General features: G+C 62.1%; 22 protein-coding genes and 2 tRNA genes. 16 read left to right on the top strand and 8 right to left on the bottom strand.

What is annotated here, in order from left to right; all coding sequences use genetic code 11:
• The first annotated feature begins 25 nt into the window (after positions 1-25).
• The 4 genes from G4G27_RS01945 to G4G27_RS01930 all read left to right on the top strand — a co-directional run bounded on the left by G4G27_RS01945 (position 26) and on the right by G4G27_RS01930 (position 4,006).
• A complete protein-coding gene (locus G4G27_RS01945) occupies positions 26-1,195 on the top strand; it encodes a hypothetical protein (RefSeq protein WP_183111623.1) in 1,170 nt (389 codons plus the stop codon).
• On the top strand, positions 1,192-1,908 hold the full coding sequence (locus G4G27_RS01940; protein WP_183111621.1) for an ABC transporter ATP-binding protein: 717 nt from the start codon (positions 1,192-1,194) through the stop codon (positions 1,906-1,908). Before G4G27_RS01945 ends, G4G27_RS01940 begins: the two co-directional genes overlap by 4 nt.
• Positions 1,909-2,095: 187 nt before the next feature.
• On the top strand, positions 2,096-3,106 hold the full coding sequence (locus G4G27_RS01935) for a polysaccharide biosynthesis/export family protein (RefSeq protein ID WP_183111619.1): 1,011 nt from the start codon (positions 2,096-2,098) through the stop codon (positions 3,104-3,106).
• 138 nt (positions 3,107-3,244) lie between these two features.
• The gene (locus G4G27_RS01930) at positions 3,245-4,006 is read left to right on the top strand and encodes a methyltransferase domain-containing protein (protein WP_183111618.1); all 762 of its coding nucleotides are present in this window, start codon (positions 3,245-3,247) and stop codon (positions 4,004-4,006) included.
• A 283-nt stretch (positions 4,007-4,289) separates the two neighbouring features.
• On the opposite strand, the gene G4G27_RS01925 is transcribed toward G4G27_RS01930, so the two are convergent.
• From G4G27_RS01925 to G4G27_RS01915, 3 genes are all read right to left on the bottom strand, one after another.
• Positions 4,290-5,183, bottom strand: a complete 894-nt coding sequence (locus G4G27_RS01925) for a hypothetical protein (protein WP_183111617.1) — start codon at positions 5,181-5,183, stop codon at positions 4,290-4,292.
• Between the two features lie 675 nt (positions 5,184-5,858).
• Positions 5,859-5,934, bottom strand: a tRNA-Ala gene (locus tag G4G27_RS01920).
• 129 nt (positions 5,935-6,063) lie between these two features.
• Positions 6,064-6,381 (bottom strand): TIGR02300 family protein, encoded by a 318-nt coding sequence (locus G4G27_RS01915; protein WP_183111616.1) that lies wholly within the window; start codon positions 6,379-6,381, stop codon positions 6,064-6,066.
• Positions 6,382-6,496: 115 nt separating this feature from the next.
• Between G4G27_RS01915 and aroA the strand changes: the two genes are divergently transcribed.
• The 11 genes from aroA to G4G27_RS01860 all read left to right on the top strand — a co-directional run bounded on the left by aroA (position 6,497) and on the right by G4G27_RS01860 (position 16,868).
• Complete coding sequence (gene aroA / locus G4G27_RS01910; protein ID WP_183111615.1) at positions 6,497-7,846, top strand: 3-phosphoshikimate 1-carboxyvinyltransferase; 1,350 nt, start codon at positions 6,497-6,499, stop codon at positions 7,844-7,846.
• An 8-nt stretch (positions 7,847-7,854) separates the two neighbouring features.
• Entirely contained in the window at positions 7,855-8,499 is a 645-nt protein-coding gene (gene cmk, locus G4G27_RS01905) for a (d)CMP kinase (protein WP_183113559.1), read from the top strand.
• Between the two features lie 266 nt (positions 8,500-8,765).
• Positions 8,766-10,505 carry a 30S ribosomal protein S1 gene (rpsA, locus tag G4G27_RS01900; RefSeq protein ID WP_183111614.1) on the top strand — a complete coding sequence of 580 codons (1,740 nt, stop codon included), beginning with the start codon at positions 8,766-8,768 and terminating at the stop codon, positions 10,503-10,505.
• 188 nt (positions 10,506-10,693) lie between these two features.
• Complete coding sequence (locus tag G4G27_RS01895) at positions 10,694-10,972, top strand: integration host factor subunit beta (RefSeq protein ID WP_183111613.1); 279 nt, start codon at positions 10,694-10,696, stop codon at positions 10,970-10,972.
• Positions 10,973-11,070: 98 nt separating this feature from the next.
• Positions 11,071-11,153, top strand: a tRNA-Leu gene (locus tag G4G27_RS01890).
• Between the two features lie 60 nt (positions 11,154-11,213).
• On the top strand, positions 11,214-12,695 hold the full coding sequence (locus tag G4G27_RS01885; protein WP_183111612.1) for an ABC transporter substrate-binding protein: 1,482 nt from the start codon (positions 11,214-11,216) through the stop codon (positions 12,693-12,695).
• Between the two features lie 24 nt (positions 12,696-12,719).
• A complete protein-coding gene (locus G4G27_RS01880; protein WP_183113558.1) occupies positions 12,720-13,133 on the top strand; it encodes a DUF4112 domain-containing protein in 414 nt (137 codons plus the stop codon).
• Positions 13,134-13,271: 138 nt separating this feature from the next.
• Positions 13,272-13,457, top strand: a complete 186-nt coding sequence (locus G4G27_RS01875) for a hypothetical protein (RefSeq protein WP_183111611.1) — start codon at positions 13,272-13,274, stop codon at positions 13,455-13,457.
• A 181-nt stretch (positions 13,458-13,638) separates the two neighbouring features.
• The gene (locus G4G27_RS01870) at positions 13,639-14,865 is read left to right on the top strand and encodes a toxic anion resistance protein (protein ID WP_183111610.1); all 1,227 of its coding nucleotides are present in this window, start codon (positions 13,639-13,641) and stop codon (positions 14,863-14,865) included.
• Positions 14,866-14,881: 16 nt separating this feature from the next.
• Positions 14,882-15,589: a hypothetical protein gene (locus G4G27_RS01865; RefSeq protein ID WP_183111609.1), complete on the top strand. Its 708-nt coding sequence runs from the start codon at positions 14,882-14,884 to the stop codon at positions 15,587-15,589.
• Between the two features lie 175 nt (positions 15,590-15,764).
• Complete coding sequence (locus G4G27_RS01860; RefSeq protein ID WP_183111608.1) at positions 15,765-16,868, top strand: DUF4272 domain-containing protein; 1,104 nt, start codon at positions 15,765-15,767, stop codon at positions 16,866-16,868.
• Between the two features lie 47 nt (positions 16,869-16,915).
• Here the strand turns inward: G4G27_RS01860 and G4G27_RS01855 are convergent, their stop codons facing one another.
• Complete coding sequence (locus tag G4G27_RS01855; RefSeq protein WP_183111606.1) at positions 16,916-17,827, bottom strand: creatininase family protein; 912 nt, start codon at positions 17,825-17,827, stop codon at positions 16,916-16,918.
• Positions 17,828-18,038: 211 nt separating this feature from the next.
• Positions 18,039-19,169 carry a serine hydrolase domain-containing protein gene (locus tag G4G27_RS01850; protein ID WP_202049652.1) on the bottom strand — a complete coding sequence of 377 codons (1,131 nt, stop codon included), beginning with the start codon at positions 19,167-19,169 and terminating at the stop codon, positions 18,039-18,041.
• 164 nt (positions 19,170-19,333) lie between these two features.
• Here G4G27_RS01850 and G4G27_RS01845 point away from each other — a divergent pair, with 164 nt between their 5' ends.
• Complete coding sequence (locus G4G27_RS01845; protein ID WP_183111604.1) at positions 19,334-19,789, top strand: hypothetical protein; 456 nt, start codon at positions 19,334-19,336, stop codon at positions 19,787-19,789.
• Here the strand turns inward: G4G27_RS01845 and G4G27_RS01840 are convergent.
• The 3 genes from G4G27_RS01840 to ubiA are packed head-to-tail and all read right to left on the bottom strand — an operon-like array spanning position 19,735 to position 22,803.
• Positions 19,735-20,511 (bottom strand): 3'(2'),5'-bisphosphate nucleotidase CysQ, encoded by a 777-nt coding sequence (locus G4G27_RS01840; RefSeq protein WP_183111603.1) that lies wholly within the window; start codon positions 20,509-20,511, stop codon positions 19,735-19,737. The two genes, G4G27_RS01845 and G4G27_RS01840, sit on opposite strands and share 55 nt — an antisense overlap.
• A complete protein-coding gene (locus G4G27_RS01835; RefSeq protein ID WP_183111602.1) occupies positions 20,504-21,850 on the bottom strand; it encodes a TldD/PmbA family protein in 1,347 nt (448 codons plus the stop codon). The genes G4G27_RS01840 and G4G27_RS01835 overlap by 8 nt, the downstream gene beginning before the upstream one ends.
• A gap of 41 nt (positions 21,851-21,891) precedes the next feature.
• Complete coding sequence (ubiA, locus tag G4G27_RS01830) at positions 21,892-22,803, bottom strand: 4-hydroxybenzoate octaprenyltransferase (RefSeq protein ID WP_183111601.1); 912 nt, start codon at positions 22,801-22,803, stop codon at positions 21,892-21,894.
• Positions 22,804-22,825 lie beyond the last annotated feature (22 nt).

The raw sequence follows: 22,825 nt of genomic DNA, 5'->3' as shown, positions 1-22,825 counted from the left end.
TACAATGCAGTTCGGAGGAACAGGCGTGACCGTGGACACGCTGGACATTAACACGCGCCGCAGACAGCTGGTCCTTCTGGAGGAGGCCGCTGATGGCGTTGACGTGCCTGAGAAAAGCAAGCGCAGCCGCGACCTTTTTCTCCTCGGCGCGTTGCTGCTCGTTACCTTCGGCGCTGTGCTGTACAATTTCGTGATCGCAACGCCCCGCTACAGTTCCGAGTTTAGCTATGTAGTCCGCTCACTCGATAGCCCGAAGGAGCGCTTCAGCATTTTGAATGTCGCGGCGACCGGCGGCGGCGCCGATAACAGCGAAGCGATCGTCTCGTTCATCCGCTCGCGCGATATGCTGGCCAAGCTTAACCGCGACGGCCTGGTGACGCGCATGTTCGGGGCGACCGACGTCGATATGTTCTCGGCGTTTCCCTCGCCTGTCACCGGACATAGCCAGGAAGATTTGTACCGGCATTTCCAAAAATATCTGCGCCCCAGTTTTGATCAGCAGAGCAACATTACCCATGTCGAAATTCAGGCATTTTCTCCGACGGACGCACAGACGATTGCACTTCGCGTGATGCGCGCTTCCGAGCAGATGGTGAACGGACTCAACCAGCGAGCACGAGGAAGCCTGGTTGATTCTGCCGCTCAGGATGTCGATGTCGCCACCAAGTCTTTGGCGAAAACGTTGGATCAACTCAACGGAACACGGAATGATCTGCGAGTTCTCGAGCCTCAGCTCGAGACAAGCGCATCGATCAGGAATTCGTCGAGCATCGCCGGGGCCCTTGCCCAGGCCAATGTGGAACTGGCTCAGACGTTACGCGTCGCGCCCGGCAGCCCCGTCATAGGACAGTTGCGCGCGCGGCGCAGCGCGATCGAAGCAGAGTTGAACCGCCAGAATTCCGCGGCAGCCGGCTCGCCCGGCTCACTTGCAAATCGGATTCGCCCGTATGAAGCATTGAAGGCGCAGCGTGAGGTTGCGGAAAAACACCTGCTGGCAGCGAGCCTTTCGCTGGCAAGCGCTCGTGCCAACGCAAGCCGCACCGAACTTTATGTCGAGCGAATCTCGCAACCGAACTTACCCGACGAGCCGCTTTATCCGCGTGCTTGGCGCAACTTGCTAATAACCATAGCACTGGCCATCGCGGTACTCTGGATTGTACGCTCGCTTTCCGAATTGGTTCTGGACGACCAATGAAAAGTCTTCCACGCCTCGTAATCCCGGGCGAAGAGCCATCGGAGGTGCCTGTCCGGGGCGGCGGGGCCATTGTCGCAAGCGCGATCAACAAGGTCTACGAAACCCCAACTGGTCCAAAAAAAGTGCTTACCGATATCAACTTCACTGTCGCCAGAGGCCAAAAGCTTGCCGTGCTCGGCCGAAACGGTGCAGGCAAGTCAACACTCGTCAAGCTCATAGGTGGTGTCGAAAGACCTACGACGGGCGTGATACGTCGAGGCATGTCGATGTCGTGGCCACTTGCATTCGGCGGCGGATTTGAGGCGGGCATGACCGGGCTCGATAATATCCGCTTTATCGCGCGTATCTACAACAGTCCTATCGCCGAGACGATCGAGCGGGTTGACGACTTCGCCGAGCTAGGAGCAAATCTTTTGCTCCCGGTGAAATATTATTCCTCAGGCATGCGCGCGCGCCTCGCCTTTGCGTTGACGCTCGCCATCGACTTCGATTGTTTCCTGATCGACGAAGTCATCGCCGTGGGCGATCAGCGCTTCCATCAAAAATGTCACGACGCGCTATTTCGGGATCGCCGCGAAGCCGCCATGATCCTGGTGAGCCACGACACGGGTATCATTCGCGAGTATTGCAGCTCGGCGTTGATATTGAAGAACGGATATGGTCGGGAATTCTCCGATCTGGACTTGGCGATCAGCATCTATGCGACGCTCTAACCGTAAACATCATTGTGACACGGCCAGCCGCCTGAACCGTGTTGCGCAGGACATTGAAGGAATACGAGAGACGATGGCGCAAAGATTCAGTAATCGCACCCCGCTAATAGCTGCGGCCTGTGCGGCCTTTGCTGTGATGGGCGGATGCGCCACGCTCCCGCAAGCGGGGCCGATCGGAAAGACCGTGATGGGTGACGCCGAGCGTGGGGCCTTTGAGCTTGTCGAAGTAAGCGCGCCGACAGCACTTCCTAAGCCCCCCATGTTACCTGACTATCAGCTCCTGCCGCCCGGGTTTAGTTCGCGGCTGAACGCCATCGCGCCCGGAGACGTGATCAGCATCGTCTATTATGAAGTAGGGGTAAGGCTTTTTTCCGGTGGAGCAGGTTCGCCCGGCGGCGGATTCGACCCTGCCGCCAAGGAACAGAAAATAGGACCGATTGAAGTGGATCAAGCCGGCCTCATTCGCCTTCCCTATACCGGTACGGTCAGGGCCGCAGGTCGGACGCCGACCGAGCTAGCGCGCGATATCGAGGCGGCCCTTCGCGGAAAATCCGAAGATCCGCAGGTCGTCGTTAGCCTTGAGGCCGCCAACGGCAGTTCTGTGATCGTGGGTGGGGAGGTCGTCAGCCCCGGCCGGGTTCGCCTGTCCGGGGGCCACGAAAAATTGCTCGACGTCATTACGCTTGCTGGCGGACATCGCGGCTCCACGGCTGACATTCTCTTTCGCGTTAATCGCCGCGACGTGATCAGCGAAGGCCCTTTGGACGGCTTGAGTTATTCAAATATCGGCGGCATGCCGATGGAACCCGGCGACCGCGTCGAACTGCTTCGCCAAGTGCGCAGCTATTCAGTCTTGGGAAGCCCTAATAAGGTCAATCAATACGACCTCCCGTTGCGACGTTTTTCGCTCGTCGAAGCACTAGCAATGGCAGGTGGTCCAAGCGAGAATCTCGCTGATCCCGCGGCGGTCTTCGTCTTTCGGTTCGAGCAGGACGGTGAAAAGGGAGGCGAACGGCCCGTCGTTTATCATTTCAACATGCTTAAGCCCGCCTCATATTTCCTAGGTCAGCAATTCTACATGTCGAACAAGGACGTGATCTATATCGCCGGAGCGCAGGCCAACCAGCCGGGCAAGCTCTTGCAGATGATCGGACAGATTTTCACGCCGATCGTAATCGCCCGTCAGGTTGCGAATTGACCTTAAGTATAATAGATGGCTTTATGGAAACTCATGGATTATATTGCTAGAAATCATAGCTTAATCAATAAATGATACTATCAAAGATTATTTCGAAATACTCAGCGCTTAATAATCATTATAAGAAGAAGAAGAGACATGGTTGCCAATTTATCCTTGCCGCCGCAACGTAGTGACATGAAGTGTAAGTTGTGTGGATCTCACGCAAACTTGGTATTTGGATTGCCATATAATAAAAAAGCTAGCCACCCCATTCCCGATGAGCCGGATGATAGCTGGTATTATCAATGTGATAATTGCAATTTTCTATTTTCAGACGTGATTGACTATCGTGATAGCCACGCCGAGATTTACGATGAAACCTATTGGGAGAATCAGGACCCTGATTGGTATGGGCGCGTTACGGAAACCTTCCGGCTTGTCGCTCTCGCCAACGAAATGCTGAACATCCGCCTAGATCGGGCGGAGATCCTCGATTTCGGCTGCGGCATCGGCGGCTTCATTGATATGGGCCGCCGGTCCCTGAATCTAAATGTATGGGGTACGGACATCATACCGCCGAAGGTCGGCAAAGACTATTTTCTTGCGGACCTGGGAGATCACAAATTTGATATCATCACCTCCTGCGAGGTTATCGAGCATCTTCCAGATCCACGGAAAATATTTGACCTCATAAAATCCCATTTAAAGCCCCGCGGTGTCTTCGCGTTTCAGACCGCACAATGGGATCCGGAATCGCTCGGCCGCGATTGGTGGTATCTAGGCCCACATAACGGACATATCTCACTGTACAGCAGGGAGGGTCTGTCGCATGTCTTCGAGGACATGGGTGGCAAACAACGAAGGCTCTGGAATGACTACCCTGGCGTACAGGCTTGGCTGTTTGAGAGCAGGGAATGACGGCCGTATCGCCATGATAATGAAAGCGAACGGAATTCGGCGAGCACTCCGTAGATGCGTGGAACACCACGCATCTACGGCCATCTATTCCGGCCATCGGAATTATCGAGCCGAAAAGGGACCTGTGTTCAATGCGCGATTCAGTTTTGTATTAGGATAGGTGAGATGATCTGACCAGTACCGCGAAATCGCTGGCTGCCGCTCTTGACCCGAATAAAGGTAGCTAAGCATCCTCGCACCATCTCGCTTGCAAGCGGGCAGTTGGCGACAGACCAACTTTCAATCAGGCGCATTTCTCTAAGGCAAGGGAAAGCAGCGAAAATTCTCCTGCGATCGCGCCTCGACGCAGATGAGTGCGAAATTCGAATGGATAGAAAGAATCTTCTATTGCAAATTCACATGACGCTGCAAATTTGCCAGATTTCTTAATATCGAAAGTCTCCTCAAGTTTTATCTCTTCGTCGGCAGTGATATCGAAGCCGATCGAATTGGTCGACTTATTGTCGGACGCGGCAAAGGTGAACTTTGCTCTCCAGCGACCGCTAGGGAGATGGAGGTAGGGCCCGAAGCTCAAGCATCGTGCCGGACCGAGAAGGCTGATCGGATCGGTTGCGGACAAATATGGTGGCACTGCTTCGAGCATCAAACCCATGGGCACACTCCATATCGGAACGCGCCGTTCTGGATGGAAGCCGTAGAATTGATCAAGCCTGCTCAGGAGGTCAGCCGCATCTTCGTATCTGACATCTCGATCATGATCGAAATGCGCGTCCAAGGCCTCGCGCAGTGGCCGCTCGAAATGACGCTCCTCTACCATCGACCGACAAAGCGCTGAATCGACGCCACATTCGGCCGCTATGCGGTGCGCGAGAGCGGCAGCAGGTTCCTTCGCCCCAATGGTCAGGAGCAAGCTGCGTGGGACCTCAAGGAGCGCGTTCAAGCCGATCTGCGCGCGCGCCATTGTTCGAACCGTATCAAGCATCTTCGTGTTGCGCGCCGACACGAAATCTCGGGTCGCTTCGGAAAATGCCTGATCAATCAGCAGCAGCGGAAACTCTGATTGCCGAACCGCATCCACGACGGCGGCGTCCGGAATTTCGGCGAGAAAGACAACAGGGTGTTCGACCTCGGCGATTTTCTTGAGCGTCGCATCTCCGAGATCATTGAGAACGAGCACTTCGCAGCTTCCATGCTTCCGAGACAGCAGGTCGCGACACAACTCGGCTGCGAAATATGTCCCGGAGCACGGCAAGCCGCCCACCAATGCGAAGTGATTATTTCTCGGCGGAATCGGCGAGATAGCTGTGACCGTTTCCATCAGGGGCGAGATAGTGGAATGGCCCTATCCGTCAAGACGCCGACTTCTGCTTGCGATGTCCATTCTAAGACACACGGATGGGACGCGCCTGCCAAAAACGGCGCCAGCATCGCTCCAAACCGGTCCGCCGGCTCTCGCCATCGCCGTGAGCCCATCAACCCACACTCATAAACGGGAAGCAATGCTGATTCCAGCGGGCGCCCCCGTCAGCCTGACAAGGTATTTGCTAGGAGTAGTGCAAGGCGGATTATACGGGCGTTGAAACTGACGCGAGAATCAAGGATCGTATGCCGCGTAACGCGCCCTTGATGCTGAACCAGCACCCATCACTGTGTCCTACTGGCCCAAGCCGTCTAAGGGCTCAAGTTGCACGAGCTCGACTCCTATGCTCGTGACGGCAACCCGACTCGCGGATTCGTCCGCATTAATCCGCCCGCGCCCACCAAGAGCCGCGCCAGAATGTTGGGACGAATGTTGGGACGACTTAGCCAGCAGAAATATTTATCAGTAAAATCAATGCCTTACCCAAAAAACTGGTGGAGCCGTGGGGGATCGAACCCCAGACCTCTGCAATGCCATCGCAGCGCTCTCCCAGCTGAGCTACGGCCCCATCCGTTCAGGCCCTTGGGCCCTGGGAACGTCGCCCCTAAACGGGCGACGCTTTGTTGGCAAGCGGCTGAATCACCGCCAGCGCATCAATTTCCTGCCGGCCCGGACATTACCGGGCCGGCAGGTCATATCAATGCTCGTCTTCGGCGATCGGCGCATCGACGCCGAGATCGTCGTCGCCGCCGAGATCGACCTCGTCATCGGGCGAGGGCTCTTCGTCTTCACCGGTGTCCAGATCCTCGTCGTCACCGGCGAGATCGTCGTCCTTCTTGATGAGTTCAGGCTTGGGCGCGTCGAACGGCAGAGGCTGTTTCGACTTGAGAATCGGCTCGGGATTCCAGGTCGATCCGCATTCAAGGCAGGTGACCGGGTCATCCTTGCCGAGATCGTAGAAACGGGTGGCGCATTTCGGACACGATCGCTTCGTGCCCCATTCCGGCTTGATCATGTGCCGACTAGACCTTTCAAGACTATCTGGGATTTGAGGCCCCTCTTGCGAGGGTAGCCTGCAAAGTGGGGCGCGCCTTGCCATAGCGCAAGCGCACTGTCAAAGCGCGAGCCCAATGTCGCACCCCGCCCCCCGCCCGCTCGAAATCTCCAACTCCGGGCCGCTGGTCGGCCGCGTCATCGTGCCGGGCGACAAATCGATCAGTCACCGCGCCTTGATGCTGTCCGCGCTGGCGGTCGGCGAAAGCCGGATCGAGGGATTGCTTGAGGGCGAAGACGTGCTCGCGACCGCGGCCGCGATGAGGGCGATGGGTGCCGATATCGTGCGCGGCGATGACGGCATCTGGACCGTGCACGGCGTCGGCGTCGGCGGGTTGCTGCAACCCGAACAGGCGCTCGACATGGGCAATTCGGGTACCTCGACACGGCTGCTGATGGGCCTGGTGGCGAGCCATGGCATCACCGTGACCTTCACCGGCGACGCGTCCCTTTCCGCCCGCCCGATGGCGCGGGTGATCGATCCGCTGTCGATGATGGGCGCCGACATCACCGCGAGTCCCGGCGGGCGCTTGCCGCTGATGGTGCGCGGCATGAACCCGGCAGTGCCGATCGGCTACACATTACCGGTCGCTTCGGCGCAGGTGAAATCGGCCATCCTGCTCGCGGGGCTCAACACGCCCGGCATTACGTGCGTGATCGAGCCGGTCGCGACCCGCGACCATAGCGAACGGATGCTCGCCGGATTCGGCGCGGACCTGACAGTCGAGGAATCGCCCGAGGGACGGGTCATCTCGCTGGTCGGCGAGGCCGAACTCAAGCCGCAGCATATCGTCGTGCCGGGCGATCCGTCGTCCGCGGGATTCTGGGTGGTCGCGGCGAGCATCGTGCCGGGATCGGACGTGCTGGTCGCCAATGTCGGCATGAACCCGACGCGCACCGGCCTGTTCGCCGCGCTGCGGTTGATGGGCGCGAATATCGTCGAGGAGAACGGGCGCATAGTCGGTGGCGAACCGGTCGCCGATCTGCGTGTGCGCCATGCGCCGCTCCACGCGATCGACGTGCCGGCCGATCTCGCGCCGAGCATGATCGATGAATATCCGGTGCTGTTCGTCGCCGCCGCCTGCGCCACGGGCCGCACAGTTGCGCGTGGCGCGCATGAGTTGCGCGTCAAGGAATCGGATCGCATCGCGGCGATGGCTGCGGCGCTGGGCGCGATCGGGGTGGAGACCGAGGAATTCGACGACGGACTCGCCATTCGGGGCAGCGGCGGTGCACCATTGCAAGGCGGCGGCACGATCGCTTCGCTGCTCGACCACCGCATCGCGATGAGCATGACGATCGCCGGGCTGGTCACGCGCGACGGCGTGACGATCGATGATGTCTCGCCAGTCGCAACAAGCTATCCTATGTTCTTCCAGACGCTCGACGAATTGCGGGGACGGAATTTGCCGGAACAGACGCCATGAGCGAGCCATTGGTGATCGCCGTCGACGGCCCCGCCGCATCGGGCAAGGGCACGATCGCGCGCGCGCTGGCGAAGCATTACGGCCTGCCGCATCTCGACACCGGTCTGCTCTATCGCGCGGTCGCCGCCAATGTCAGCCGGCTCGAACTCGATCACAGCATCGAAGCCGATGCGGTCGCGGCGTGCGATTTCGACGATTCGCTGCTCGATGACGATGCCTTGCGCAGCGACGAGGTCGGCAAGCTCGCCTCGGTGGTTTCGGCACATCCACTGGTGCGCGCGTCACTGTTCCACCGCCAGCGTCGCTTCGCACAACAGCCGGGTGGCGCAGTGCTCGACGGACGCGATATCGGCACGGTGATCGCCCCCGACGCGACCGCCAAGCTGTTCATCCGCGCGACGCCGACGATCCGCGCCAAGCGCCGTCATGCCGAATTGCGCGACCGTGGGTCGACGGTCAGCATGGACAAGGTGCTGACCGACATCCGCGCTCGCGACTTTCGCGATTCGACGCGCAGTGCAGCGCCACTGGTGCCGGCCAACGATGCGGCGCTGCTCGACACAAGCTTCCTGTCGATCGAGGCATCGGTGCAGCGTGCGATCGCGCTGGTCGAAGACCGGCGGCGGATCAAGGCCAATAGCGGCCCGTCCTGATCCGGGGTCGCCTTGGCGCGGCGCGCCTCGTGAACCTTGCCTTTTCCCCTCCTTACCGCTATCTGCGCCTCCGTCCGGCGAGCGGTGCTCGTGGAGGAAGGCGCGGAGTCATACTCTCGCGCCCTTTTCGCATTCAAAACGCGTCGAGATCCTCCCGTATCCGTTCGGACGGATGCCGTGCCGGTATTCGGCTGTCGCGGCGTTTTGGCCAAGACCGCCGGAGACAACCGGCTGGCCGGAAACTGAACTTAGGACGTACATATTTTATGGCCACTCAGGCACATCCAACCCGCGACGATTTCGCCGCCATGCTCGAAGAGACGCTCGGCGCCGCCGACAGCTTCGAAGGCCGCGTCGTCAAGGGCACCGTTACCGGAATTGAAAACGACCTGGCCGTCATCGACGTTGGCCTGAAGTCGGAAGGCCGCGTGCCGCTGCGCGAATTCGCAGCGCCGGGCCAGAAGGCCGACCTGAAGGTCGGTGACGAAGTCGAAGTCTATGTCGACCGCGTCGAGAACGTCCATGGCGAAGCGATGCTGTCGCGCGACCGCGCACGCCGCGAAGCCGCATGGGACAAGCTGGAAACCGAATTCGCCAAGACCGCCCGCGTCGAGGGCACGATCTTCGGCCGCGTCAAGGGTGGCTTCACCGTCGACCTGAACGGCGCCGTGGCGTTCCTGCCCGGTTCGCAGGTCGATATCCGCCCGGTCCGCGACGTGACCCCGCTGATGGACATCCCGCAGCCGTTCCAGATCCTGAAAATGGACCGCAAGCGCGGCAACATCGTCGTGTCGCGCCGCGCGATCCTCGAAGAGACTCGCGCAGAACAGCGTTCGGGCCTGATCCTTTCGCTCGCGGAAGGCCAGATCATCGACGGCGTGGTCAAGAACATCACCGATTATGGTGCGTTCGTTGATCTCGGCGGCATCGACGGCCTGCTGCACGTCACCGATCTCAGCTACAAGCGCGTCGGTCACCCGAGCGAAGTGCTGAACATCGGCGACACCGTGAAGGTGCAGATCATCCGCATCAACAAGGACACGCAGCGCATTAGCCTCGGCATGAAGCAGCTCGAGAGCGATCCGTGGGAAGGCGCGATGGTCAAGTATCCGGTCGGCGCCAAGCTGTCGGGCCGCGTGACCAACATCACCGAATATGGCGCATTTGTCGAACTGGAAGCGGGCATCGAAGGCCTGGTTCACGTGTCGGAAATGAGCTGGACCAAGAAGAACGTCCATCCGGGCAAGATCGTCTCGACGAGCCAGGAAGTCGACGTCATCGTGCTCGAGGTCGATCCCGAGAAGCGCCGCATCTCGCTCGGTCTCAAGCAGGCCCAGGCCAATCCGTGGGAAGCCTTTGCCGAAGCACACCCGATCGGTTCGACCGTCGAAGGCGAAGTCAAGAACGCGACCGAATTCGGCCTGTTCATTGGCCTCGACAACGATGTCGACGGCATGGTCCACATGTCGGACATCGCCTGGGGCGTGTCGGGTGAGGACGCCCTCAACCTGCACCGCAAGGGCGAGACGGTTCAGGCCGTCGTGCTCGACATCGACGCCGAGAAGGAGCGCATCTCGCTCGGCATGAAGCAGCTCGAGCGCGGCGCACCCGCGGTCGGCGCGACCGGCGGTGCTGCCGCTGCAAGCGGCGGCGGTTCGGGCGGCCTCAACAAGAACGCGATCGTCACGGTCACCGTGCTCGAAGTCCGCGATGCGGGCCTCGAGGTTCAGGTCGGCGACGATGGCGCGACCGGCTTCATCAAGCGCACCGATCTCGGCCGCGATCGCGACGAGCAGCGTCCGGAGCGGTTCCAGGTCGCGCAGAAGTTCGACGCGATGGTCACTGGCTTCGATCGTTCGAAGAAGCCGACCTTCTCGATTAAGGCGATGCAGATCTCCGAAGAGAAGCAGGCCGTGGCCCAATATGGTTCATCCGATTCGGGTGCATCGCTCGGCGACATCCTCGGCGCGGCGCTCAAGGCGCAGAGCGGCGAGAACAAGAAGTAAGAATCGGCGGCGGGAGGGAATTTTTCTCTCCCGCCAGCCCGATTTGGGCGTTTTAGTGTCGAATCGGACCTATCGGTTCGACGCAGATCAGTATATCGTTTCGCAGGCGTTCGTGTCAGGACGCCGGTCCGGGCCTCGCGCACCTGCCCTTATGGTGTGGTCCTTGATCGAGAGGGAATGAAGACGCCATGATCCGATCCGAGCTTGTCGACATGCTGGCCCAGGACAATCCCGACCTCGCGCTGCGCGACGTCGAGGCGATCGTCAGCACCTTTTTCGACGAGATTTCCCGCCGCTTGGCCGCCGATGGCCGGGTTGAGTTGCGCGGCTTCGGTGCCTTTTCGACCCGAGCGCGCGACGCCCGCACCGGCCGGAACCCACGCACCGGCGAAACCGTCGACGTGGTCGCCAAGCGCGTGCCCTATTTCAAACCGGGCAAGGAAATGCGCGCACGTCTCAACGTGTGAGCATTTGCCTGAAGGCTGAATCGGGCTCTTTCGCGAGTTATCAAACAGACTGTGGGGCGTTGACCATCGCCGGTTGACGCGTCACCTAGTCATCCGTTGCGGACGTGGCGAAATCGGTAGACGCAGGAGACTTAAAATCTCCCTCTTCGGAGTGCGGGTTCGAGTCCCGCCGTCCGCACCATCATCAAAACCATGTCGATCGCCCCTTCTCCCCGCTCCTCGCGGATGGCAGGATGATGCGATGACGATCCTCCTCCGCCGATCGATCGGCGCCCTTCCCGCTCTGATCACCGCCGCGCTGCTGCTCGCCGGCTGCGATCGGCGCAGCGATGCCGGTCCGGTGATCGTCAGCGCAATCGGCGGCAAACCGCAGCTCGCCGACCCGTCGCGCGGCGCGCGCGACCTGCCGGGCCGGCTGCTGCTCGATTCGACTGCACAGGGGCTGGTCCGTTTCGACGCCTCGGGTCAGATCGAACCCGGAATCGCCGAACGCTGGATCGTCATCGACGACGGGATGAGTTACATTTTTCGCCTGCGCGACGCGGAATGGAGCGATGGCCGTCCGGTCACCGCCGAGGATGTCGTGACCGTATTGCGCCGCCAGATACAGCGCGGATCGCGCAATCCGTTGCTGCCGTTCCTGACCGCGATCGACGAGATCGTCGAGATGACCCCGGAAGTGATCGAGGTTCGGCTGAAACGACCCCGCCCCGACCTGCTCAAGCTCTTCGCTCAGCCCGAACTCGCCGTCTTCCGCACCCGTCCGCCCGGCGGCAGCGGCCCGTTCCGCATCACCAATGCGGGCAAGCGCGATGTGACGCTACACCCCGCGTTCGACCCCGCACGATCGCCCGACGAGGTCGTCGCCGAGCCTGGCCCCGCCGCGAATGTCCAGCTGATCGGCGAGCGGGCGGCGCGTGCAATCCTGCGCTTCGCGGCGCGTGATTCCGACCTGGTCAGCGGCGGCACGTTCGTCGACTGGCCGCTGCTCGCCCATGCCGATATCGCTCCAGTGAATCGCCGGCTCGATCCCGCGGCGGGGCTGTTCGGGCTGGTCGTCGCCAATCGCGAGGGATTTCTCGGCGATACACGCAACCGGCTGGCGGTCGCGGCGGCGATCGACCGCGACGCGATCGTTGCCGCTTTTTCGTCGGACTGGACTAGCGCGACGCAGTTGTTGCCCGAACAACTCGATTCCGCACGCCCGGCGATGGCGCCCGACTGGGCCGCGCTGTCGATCGCCGATCGCTATGCCCTGGCGCGGGCGCGCGTAGATGAGTGGCGGGCGGACAAGACCGACCCACCCCGTTTACGTATCGCCATGCCGACCGGCCCTGGCGCAACGATCCTTTACGGCATGATCGGCGCGAGCCTGCACCGTGTCGGGATCGACACGGTGCGCGTCGCACTCGATGCCGACACCGACCTGCGGTTGATCGACGCGGTGGCGCCCTATGATAGTGCGCGCTGGTACCTGGGCACGGCCTGTTCACCCTGCGGCGAGGCGACGCTGGCGGCAATCGAAGCGGCGCGCGATGCACCCAGCACCGCCTTGCGGGCGCGCCATCTGGCCGAGGCAGACGCCGCGCTGGCGGCCGATGGCGCGTTTATTCCGATCGCTCGTCCCTTGCGCTGGTCGCTGGTCGCGCTCAGGCTCAGGCAATGGCAGGGGAACTCCCGCGCGTGGCACCCGTTGAATCATCTGCGTAACGACACCAATTGAGGTGACATGGCCAACACAACCAGAATGCAGTCCGATGCCGCCGCCAAGATCGCCGGCATGATTCCGATCGGCCGCGACGCCGCCGCGGTGCGCCAGCGCATCGAAGCGATGGAGCATTTGCTCGAGGGGCTGTTCACCATTCCCGGCACCAACCGCAAGATCGGGCTCGACGTGATCCTTGACGTGATCCCGGTCGGCGGCGACCTGATCGGGTCGGCAATGGGCGCATGGATGGTGTGGGAAGCCCGCAATCTGGGCATGTCCAAGACTCAGATGGCGCGCATGTTCGGCAATGTCGGCGTGGATTTCCTGCTCGGCCTGATCCCAGTGGTGGGCATCATTCCCGACTTCTTCTTTCGCTCCAACACGCGCAACCTGAAGATCATCAAGCGCCATCTCGACCGGCATCACCCATCGACCGCAGTGATCAACAATTAGAGTGGGATGACGTCTACCTGATTCCAGCGCGGTTCCCTCTAGGCTGCTTTTCTGATTCGATCTGATTCAAGATGCCGGCATGGATTGGAGGCCAACGAGCACGGCAAAGCCTGTTCGATGGATTTGCGCGAGCGTGTTGTGACGGCGGCATTCGCTTGGTGCGTGCTCGACCAGCCGCCCGACGGCAAGGCGCTGCTCGCGCGCATCGGCAAGCGACCGGGCTTCGACAAGACCGCGCTGCGCCGGGCGATGAAATCGACCCGCAACGAACGCTTCACCGTGTGGCAACGCGACCTGATCGCCGACAAATCAAAGACGCGATAAGGCGGATACGACGGGTGCGGTCACCCGCCACGGATACTCCGTCATCACATGCAATTGATGCTGTCCGCCCCGATTTCGGCCCGGCTTGCCAAAAGAGACGAGCGTATTACATCATTAATACAGTTGAACGTAAACGCGTTCGGCGGCATCTAAGGCACTACACGTGACGCTGGAGAAGAGCATGGCCCCCCCCACTGATGGCGCAATCGAGACAGCGACCGATACCAAGACGCCCGATCTGGTGCTGACCCCGCCCGATCCCGTGCCCGTCGTCGCGCCGGAAAAGGCGGTCGGACTGGTGCCGGTCGACGATTCCACGCGAACGCAATTGCAGACCCGGGTGGAGACCTTCATCGACGATCTGATCGCGCAGGACGTCAATTCGCCCGAGTTCGGCAAGCGCGTCGATGCGATCAGCGCGATGGGCCAGAAGGAAATCCGCGACGCGGCCGGGCAGTCGAACCGCTTCCTCGACCGCCCGACCCGCGCGATGGATCAGGAAACCGGCGTCGGCAAAGACCTGGCCGAACTGCGCCGCACGGTCGAGGATCTCGATCCGGGCCGGCGCGGTAACCTCACCGCGCCACGCAAGATTTTCGGGATTATCCCGTTCGGCAACAAGATGCGCAATTATTTCGACGGTTATAAATCGTCGCAGACGCACATCGCCTCGATCCTCAAGTCGCTGACCGGCGGCAAGGATGAGCTGTTGATGGACAATGCGGCGATCGATGTCGAACGCGCCAATCTGTGGACCGCGATGGGCCGGCTCGAACAGATGATCATGCTGTCCAAGACGATGGACGAGAAGCTCGAGGACAAGGCCAACGAGCTCGATCATACCGATCCGGCCAAGGCCAAGGCGATCCGCGAGACCGCGCTCTTCTATGTCCGCCAGCGCACCCAGGACCTGCTCACCCAGATGGCGGTAACGGTGCAGGGTTATCTCGCGCTCGATCTGGTCAAGAAGAACAATGTCGAACTCGTGAAGGGCGTCGATCGCGCCTCCACCACGACGGTCTCGGCGCTGCGCACCGCAGTGACGGTGGCGCAGGCGTTGACCAATCAGCGGCTCGTGCTCGAACAGATCACCGCGCTCAACACCACCACCGCCGGGATCATCGATTCGACCGGCAAGCTGCTCAAGAGCCAGACCGCGCAGATCCACGAACAGGCCGCGGCATCGACCATCCCGCTCGAAACGCTGCAGCGCGCGTTCCAGAACATCTACGATACGATGGACGCGATCGACACCTTCAAGCTGAAGGCGCTGGATTCGATGAAGACCACCGTCACTGCGCTCGGCAATGAAGTCGAGAAGTCGAAGGGTTATATCGCCCGTGCCGAGGGTCAGTCGCAGGGCGGCAAATCGGGCGGCGGCGAGATGTTCAAACTAGAGGCCCTATAAAGGTGAGTGACACAAAATGACCGACGTCGATCGCCAGATCGCACGCAGCACCGAATATCTCGACCGCACCCGTGATCGCGCGGCGGCGCTCGCCGCGCGGCGGCGCAAGCGCCAGGGTACCGAAGTGCTGACCCGGCTCGGCCGCATCGCCGCGGTCGACGTGACCATCCTGATCGCCGCGGTGGTGGTCGGGTGGATCGTACCGCTCGGCATCGGCGGCGCGATGCTGGTGATGGCCGCGCTGATCGCGGCGACGCTCGCGCTGGCGATCTTCCCGACCGCGCCCGACGTGAAGCCCGAGACGTTCGGCCAGACGCCGCTCAAGCTGCTGCCGATGAAGACCGAGCAATGGCTGGAATCACAACGCCCCGCCCTCCCCGCCCCGGCCCAGTCGCTGGTCGACGGCATCGGCGTGCGGCTGGAGGCACTCACCCCGCAAATGGTCGACCTGAACGAACAGGAACCAGCGGCGGCCGAAGTGCGCAAGCTGATCGGCGAGCAATTGCCCGAACTGCTCAAGGGCTATTCGAAGGTGCCCCAGGCGCTGCGCGGCATCGAACGCAACGGCAAGACGCCCGACCAGCAACTCGCCGACGGGTTGAAGGTGATCGACGAGCAGATCGCCGGCATGTCGGCGCAACTGGCCGAGGGCGATCTCAACCTGCTGGCGACGCGCGGGCGATTCCTGGAGATCAAGTATCGCGAGGATGGGTTGGGCAGCTGAATCCCGGCGGCGTGATGAGCGGCCCGGAAAAGCAGACGGTCCGCTAAGCATCAGCCCTTAACTTCGGGCAGGGAATCGTTCCTTCCGATGGTCGCGTGATCGCCTTCGTCACGAAAAGGCGCTTGGTGGGGAACGGTGCCATTAGCCCTCAATATGCGCGGGAGTGGAGACGGCGATGAATTTCCTGAAGCGACTTTTCGGCCGGGGCGAATTGGCGCCCGAAACCCCAGCCGCTCCGGTGGAATCGCTCCTCATCAACGCCTATGCCACAGTTCGTGACCTGCCGCCGCTCGACTTCCCCCATCAAGTGCGTGGGCGGCGCGATCTTTCCGATCCCGAACTGGCGCCCCATCTCGAAGGTTTTATCGGCTATGTGATGGGACGCGGCGACGGCCAGATGACGACAACGCGCTATCATCTGTGGCGACATCTCCAGCGCGTACGTAACCACATTAGTTTCGAGGCGATCCCCCCTGATCTTCCGCAGGTCGAGGCGTGGGCGCGTATGGCCAATGCCGTGCTTTTTCTTCCCGACGGATCGGTGCGTGCGCCGGACATGGCGGTCATAATGTCCGCTGAGGGAGAAACATCGCCGTCGGCAGCCCTGCCATACCAGCCCGATGCCGTCGCGCGCCGCGAGAGGACACGCGAACGGCTAAAGCTCATGGACCCGCAGCCGCCAGCAAGCATACCACCCGCGATCGGCGAAGCCGAAGTCGTTCTGCGACCTCCTGCCGAAGTCCTGCAGCGCGCGCTCGCACTATTCTATGTCGCCGTGCGCGCTCAGGTACATCGCCTCGGCGTAGAACCAATCCCTGGAGGACAACGCGAACATAATCCGATCGGCTTCGCCTCGCTGACACCGCGGGAGGCCGCTTTTGTTGAATCCGGCGCATCCGATTTAGCGACTGCTACTACGATCACATGGCGTTTCGAGGCAGCAAACACGCTGTTGTGGGCACTCGGTTTCGATGCGGCACACATCGCAGACAGCGACCAGATGATTGATGTCGATGCGCTCTGGCTGTCCGTGGCGAGCGCCGCGTGTAACGAAGCGGGGGCAGAAGCGGCGCAGCTGCGTCCAGTCAGGGAAATTCTCGATGCGCTGGACAGGACCTGGCTTGAGCATTGGGCCGCGCGGCAGGCCAGCCAGAAGGGCATCCCCCTCGTCGCGATAAGCCGCGACGTCGTGGCGGAACGCCATGCTGCGCTCAATTGGCTGGCCAGTTTCCAAAACGATTTCGACGTTTCCTGGGATGATACGGACACTCCGACCTGATTCAGAATGCCCTACTGATCGGCGAGCATCCGCGACATGGCCTCCACCTAGTTCCCGGAAGAACCGTCGACGGCTTTCAAATCGGCACTAATCGCATCGGCATAGGCACCGGCTTCGAGCGCCAATCGTGCGCTTCCCTTTGCCGCCGTCGCGTCGGCCGGTCGGCCCAGATAGCCCGATGGCGTAATCGACCGGGCCGTGTCCCCGCCCTTTCGCCAGCCGGCAAGCTGCTCAGGCGTTAGGCCGGTTGGCGGCAGAGTGCTAGCGATGTCTCGCTGTACCAACTCCGGGGCGAGATCGAGCATCGCCGATGTTTCCATTTCGCCGGCGTGAAGATCCGGCTCGCCGGCGGGCGGAGCTGGCCACTCCGCGAAGATCGCGCCGGATTGCCCCGACACCAGCCCAAGCCGCTTGCCGAGCGGCGCCGGGACGACGAAGCGCGCCTCGATGATCTTCTCGTCATTGGCCCGCTTGACCGCAGCGGCGATCGTCCCCGCATGTGCCGCATCGAAATGCCCGGTGATGCAATAAATCCGCTTGATCCCGGCCTTCGCCATGCTGCGAAACACGTCGAGCATCAATTCGGTCATCACTTCAGGGCGGATCGAGATCGAACCGGCAAACGCGCCGGTCACATTGTTCACGCCCCAATAATAGGGAGGCACGATGACGCTCGGCACGCCGCGACGCTCAAGCGCCCCCGCCGCGATGCGCAATTGGCCCGACGGAACGACGACATCGGTCATCAACGGCAGATGCGGCCCATGCTCCTCGATCGCGCCAAGCGCCCATAAAGCGATCGCGCCGTGCGACACTTTTCGTTCGAGATCCCGGTAGGACTCCGTCGCGATCGTGCCGGCAAGCGGAGAGGCCCCTGACGGCTCACGCGCAGCGGCCGGCGCTGCCGTGGCGACCGCCAGCAATGCGGCCAGGATTCCACAGGCCCGATATCGGCGCATTTTATTTGAACCCTTACTGATACTCATTGGATGTCCTTCGCTGGCTTGGGACCGTATGACATATCGCAATAACGGTGCGAGTACGTCCCAACCGCATAACCAGGCGCTGGCGGTCGCCATAGTGCCAATGGCGTTCCGCCCGGACTCGGATGTCCAGCAGACCGTGGACGTGCCCGGAGGCGACCGCCCCTAATCGCGCCGTCCCGCCAGCTCAGTTTCGTGTCGAGCCAGCAATCGACGGTGCGTAAAGTGCTGCGATCTCATCGATAAACCCCTGCGGGTCACTGCCGACGAGATTGGTCAGCACCACGATTGCCAGATCATCATCGGGATAGATGAAAAAGGCCGCGCGGCCGCCGCCAATGCCGCCGACGATCCGGTGTGGCGCCGCGCGCACGACCGGCCAGCCCATAGCCCACGCATTGGGCGTGCCGTTGTTGAGAGTCTCGGCGGTCCAAAGGCGCGTCAGGCTGTCCGGTTTTGTCAAAAGCTTGCCGCCCTGAAGCGCGACGATCCAGCCGGCTATCTCCCGTGCCGATGCATTCATGCCCGCGCCGGTTCGCGTGAAGGGCGGCAGGTCGTCCCGCCAGCGGCCCAATACCGTCGTCACGGCGCCGCCATGACCTGCTCCATAAAAGCTATAGGGCGTCGCGGCATGGGGGACGATGTCGAAGCCATCGCCAAACCGGACATGCGTCATGCCGGCCGGCTTGAACTGCTTGGCCGCGAGATAATCGGCAAAGGGCATGCCGCTTTGCTTGTCGATAATCTGAGCCAGCAAAGCGTAGTTGGTCTGGTTATAAGCAAAACGGGTGCCCGCGACGGATTCCATCGGCAGCGCCTTCACCGCCGCCCAGGCTGCCGCCTCGCCGCCGCTGCCGATCAACCCATTGCCACCGACGATATCCGGCAGGCCAGAGGTATGCGCCAGAAGCTGACGGACCCGGATGGCCTGCCATCCGGCCGGCAGACCGTCGATATACTGCGAGATGGGCGCGTCGAGGTCCAGTTTTCCGACTTCGACCAATTGCATCGCGGCGACGCCGGTGAACGATTTGGTCGCCGAATTGATCGGGAACACGGTATCTGGCGTTACCGCGACTTGGTGTTCGACATTGGCGACGCCGAATGCGCCCGACATCACGATCCGCCCACCGCGCACGACCGCGATCTGTGCCCCGGGGATGCGCTTGGCTGCCATTTTCTCCAGCATGAAGGCGCGCGCCAAAGCGTTGGCATCGCGCTTTGCGGCCTGAGTCTTCGGTGCCGGGTTGGCCGGAGCCGCTACCGGCAGCAAAACCGTGATGGCAACGGCGCACAGCGTCGAGACTATTCTGGTCATGATCAGGCAATTTTCCAATTTGAAATGACGTTCCCGATAGACACAAGTTTCGGATGCGCAACGTCAATCCGGCGAAAATTGCTCTGAGTTTGATGGCCCGAGGGGTTCATCGAACGGCGCAGTGACGACAACACGTGCGAAGACTCCTAAATCATTGTATTTAAGTGAATTATATCGGCCGCATCGCTGGAATGCCTCGCTCGCCCCGCGCCAAGGATATACAACAACCGGTGTCCCATATCTCTCCGCGTCCCGCTGCGCGGTTTGATACGAACGCCGTTAAAGCCGCGACCGCAGCAAGCATGAAGCTCGCCCCAGACGTCAAATCCGTTCAGGTTACGAGACGTCATCAACACATGCACGGTATCGGCGAGCGCTACCTGGTCGATTCAAACTCGTCGCGATTGCGGCCAGAACAGCCCGATCACATCTCGTCGATCGCCGACCCGCTCTTTCTCATGACGAAGAACAACTCGCCCTGTCCATTACAAGGAACAGGCGCCGGACGCCTGGCCGCGCGGTTCACTGGCAGCGGTTCGGCTCCGCCCCAACCACGCCTCAACGACTATTTGGAAAGCGTCTTCGCCCGTTCGCTCAACCGCTCGACCGCCGCCTTGTGAATGCCCGGCGTCGTTGCGAGTACGCCGAATGCCTGCGCGCTCGGCGTGTTGAACTTGAGCGGCTGGCCAAGTGCGTCGCTAACCGTCGCACCCGCTTCGACGGCGATCAGTACCGCCGCCGCGACGTCCCATTCATTGCCCCAGCGCAACGTCGCGACAAGATCCGCCTGGTCGGCGGCGACCATCGCGATGCGCAGCGCGATCGAGTTGGGTTTGTCGACCGCGACCAGATCGCTGTCGACCTTGGGCAGCGCATCGGTCGGTACCCGCGCACCGGAAAACTCGGTGCGCACGCCAGCATGGACAGAGACGCCGTTAAGCGTCGCACCCTCGCCCGCCTCGGCGCGCCACACTTCGCCGCGCGCCGGCGCATCGAGTATGCCGATCACCGGCTGGCCATGCTCGACCAGCGCGATCGACACCGCCCAACCGGGGCGGCCGCGGACATAGTCGCGCGTGCCGTCGATCGGATCGACCACCCACAGCCGGTCGAGCGCGAGGCGATCGGCATTGTCGACCGTCTCCTCCGACAGCCAGCCAGCCTCGGGCAACAGCGCGGACAAGCGCTGGCGGATCAGGACATTGACCTCCAGGTCGACCTCGCACACCGGGTTGCCGGGGGCCTTTTCCCATTGCTTAAAGTCGGTACGCCATTTGGCAAAGGCATGCGCGCCCGCCTCTGCGGCGATCGCGGCGATTTGGTCGGCGAGTGTCTCAGGCACCGGCGACCGTCATACCATCGATGCGCAGGGTCGGCGTGTTGCTGCCATAGCGGAATTCGAGATCGTTAGCCGGGGTCAGGTTGAGGAACATGTCCTTCAGATTGCCCGCGATGGTGAATTCCGCGACTGGGCCGGCGATCTCGCCATTTTCGATCAGGAAACCCGCCGCGCCCCGGCTGTAGTCGCCGGTCACGCCGTTGACGCCCATGCCGATCAGTTCGGTGATATAGATGCCGTGCGCGATATCGGCGATCAGCGTTTCCGGCGGCGTGCTGCCCGCCGCCATGAACAAATTGCTCGTCGCGACCCCGGGATTGCCGCCAACGCCGCGCGCGGCATGCCCGGTCGGCTCGAGCCCGAGCTGCCGCGCCGAACCGCTGTCGAGCAGCCAGGTCTCGAGCATGCCGTCGGACACGAACTCGGTCGGCGACACCGGCAACCCTTCGCCGTCGAACGGGCGTGAACGCAGGCCGTGCGGGCGGTGTGGATCGTCGGCGATCGTCACACCCTTGGCGAAGACGCGCGTACCAAGCGAGTCGAGCAGGAAGCTGGTCTTGCGCGTGATCGCCTGGCCCGAGATCGCGCCGATCAGATGGCCGAGCATGGAGGAGCCGACACGCGGATCGAACACGACCGGCATCGCGCCGCTCTTGACCGTCGCGGGATTGACCCGGGCAACGGCACGCTCGCCGGCGCGAGTGCCGACGGTCGTCGAATCCTCCAGGGCCGCGCGATGACGCGCGCCATGATGGGCATAGTCACGCACCATCGCCCCGCCCTCGCCCGCCAGCACGCTGGCCGAGATGCCATAACCGGTCGCGGCATAAGCGGCGGCGAAACCATGGCTGGTGGCCAGCGCCCAGATCGAGCGCGACGCGCTCGCACCACCGCCTTCGCTGTTCGACACGCCGGAAACGGCGCGGGCGGCGTCTTCCGCCGCAAGTGCCGCCTGTTTGAGTTCGGCGGGAGCGACCTCGCCGCCATCGTCGAGATCGAGTTGCGGCGCATTGCCGCGCATCAGGCGGTCCTGCGGCGCGAGACCGGCCCATTCATCCTCGGGTGCTTCACGCGCCATCGCGACGGCGCGATCGACCAGCGCCTTGAGTGCATCGACCGAAAGATCGGAGGTGGATACGCTGGCGGAGCGCTTGCCGACAAATACGCGCAAGCCGAGTTCGGCGCTTTCCGAACGGCCGACATCCTCCAGCGCACCGAGCCTCACCGATACGTCTAGCGCAGTGTCCGCGGCATAAACGGCATCGGCGGCGTCGGCCCCGGCGGCAGTAGCGCGGGCGACGATATCAGCGGCGCGGTCGCGCGCCTGGTCGGTGGTCAGCATCGGGCGGACTTAGGTGCGCCGGGAGGGTCGCGCAACCACTCTTAGGCCGCCGTCCCCACAACAAAACACGCACAGAACATTAGAAACCCGGCGAAGCGGTTACTCCGAAACCGGTCCAGCGCCCCTGCCCCATCCGCCGGATCGAGCGTCACGACCTGCCACACGAAATGCAGCGCCACCGGAATCAACGCCACGAGCGCAAGCATATCAGGTCGGATCAACCAGATCGCTCCACCCCAGAACGCCAGTGCCACGGCATAGAATGCCCCGACCCCAGGGCGAACCTTGCTGCCCATACGCAAAGCCGACGACCGCACCCCGATCAACGCGTCGTCCTCACGGTCCTGCAGCGCATAGATGGTGTCGTAACCAATCACCCAGGCGATCGACCCGGCATAGAGTAGCAAGCCGGGCACGGTGAGCGCACCCGCAATATCGCTCCATCCGACCAGGGCCGCCCAGGAAAAGACGATGCCGAGCCACGCCTGCGGCCACCAGGTGATACGCTTCATGAACGGATAAGCGGCGACCGGCGCGAGACTGAGCACCGCGACCACCGCGGCGTAGAGATGCAGCTGCAGCAACACGGCAAGGCCGATCAGGCAAATCAGCACCAGCCAAACCCAGGCGGCGGTCAGCGATACCGCGCCACTTGCCAGCGGCCGGCTGCGCGTACGCGCGACCAGCTTGTCGAGATCGCGATCGACAATGTCGTTATAAACACACCCCGCCCCGCGCATCGCGATCGCGCCAAGCAACAGCCACAGGATCAGGTCCCAGCGCGCAAGCGCGCCGCCAGCCAGCGCGACTGCCCAGGCGCCGGGCCAGAACAACAGCCACCAGCCGATCGGTCGATCGAAGCGGGCAAGCAGCGCAAACGGGCGGACGGCGGCGGGCAGCGCGCCGACCAGGCCGCGATGTTCGGTGTCAGGCGTGATTTCAGCGGGCGACATGGGACGCGTCTAGACCATGCAT

It is taken from the genome of Sphingomonas sp. So64.6b, assembly GCF_014171475.1.
Lineage (GTDB): Bacteria > Pseudomonadota > Alphaproteobacteria > Sphingomonadales > Sphingomonadaceae > Sphingomonas > Sphingomonas alpina_A.
This window is presented reverse-complemented; position numbering and strand designations above follow the sequence as displayed.